Origin of the sequence: Bradyrhizobium sp. BRP19 (assembly GCF_020194195.1) — a bacterium.
Classification (GTDB): domain Bacteria; phylum Pseudomonadota; class Alphaproteobacteria; order Rhizobiales; family Xanthobacteraceae; genus Bradyrhizobium; species Bradyrhizobium yuanmingense.
Genome location: NZ_JADYVZ010000122.1, coordinates 1 through 444 on the forward strand (window position 1 = coordinate 1; position 444 = coordinate 444).

1 protein-coding gene and 1 pseudogene are annotated in these 444 nt (G+C 56.5%); one reads left to right on the forward strand and one right to left on the reverse strand.

Features of this window, described 5'->3' with window-relative positions:
• On the reverse strand, positions 1–296 hold a 296-nt coding region (locus I6F36_RS38785; protein WP_276573758.1), incomplete at its 3' end, for a MobA/MobL family protein.
• A 54-nt stretch (positions 297–350) separates the two neighbouring features.
• Here I6F36_RS38785 and I6F36_RS38790 point away from each other — a divergent pair.
• Positions 351–444, forward strand: a pseudogene (locus I6F36_RS38790) (IS6 family transposase); the annotation flags it as partial.

Genomic DNA, 444 nt, shown 5'->3' on the forward strand with positions numbered 1-444 from the left:
GTATCGAAGCGCTGAACCTGTCCCGCCCCCAGATGCCGCTCCGGTTCACGCCCGATGCCCTGCGCTTTCAGGGAGCGGGCATCGACACGGTCAGCATGCTGATAGCGTTCAAGATAGGCATTCTGGAGGTCAGCCCAGCGTTCACGCTGGGCGATAAGATGCTCTTTGCGCTCTGTCGGTGTTTCCCCGAAACGCACCTTTTTAGCTCCGCCGCGCTCCGGTACTTTAGATTTTGCCCGTTTGAAATACTGCTGCGGGTCACGGTCAATCCCGTCATTCATCCGTTCAGAAAACATAATATGCGCGTGCGGCTGTTCGCCGCCGGCAATCGCCGCTGTCGGGTTATGGATGGCAAACTGAAACGGATAATCGGCGCCACGCTGGGATTTAAATCCATGAAGACGGCTTACGCCACCATCAAAGGTATTGAGGTGATGCGTGCAC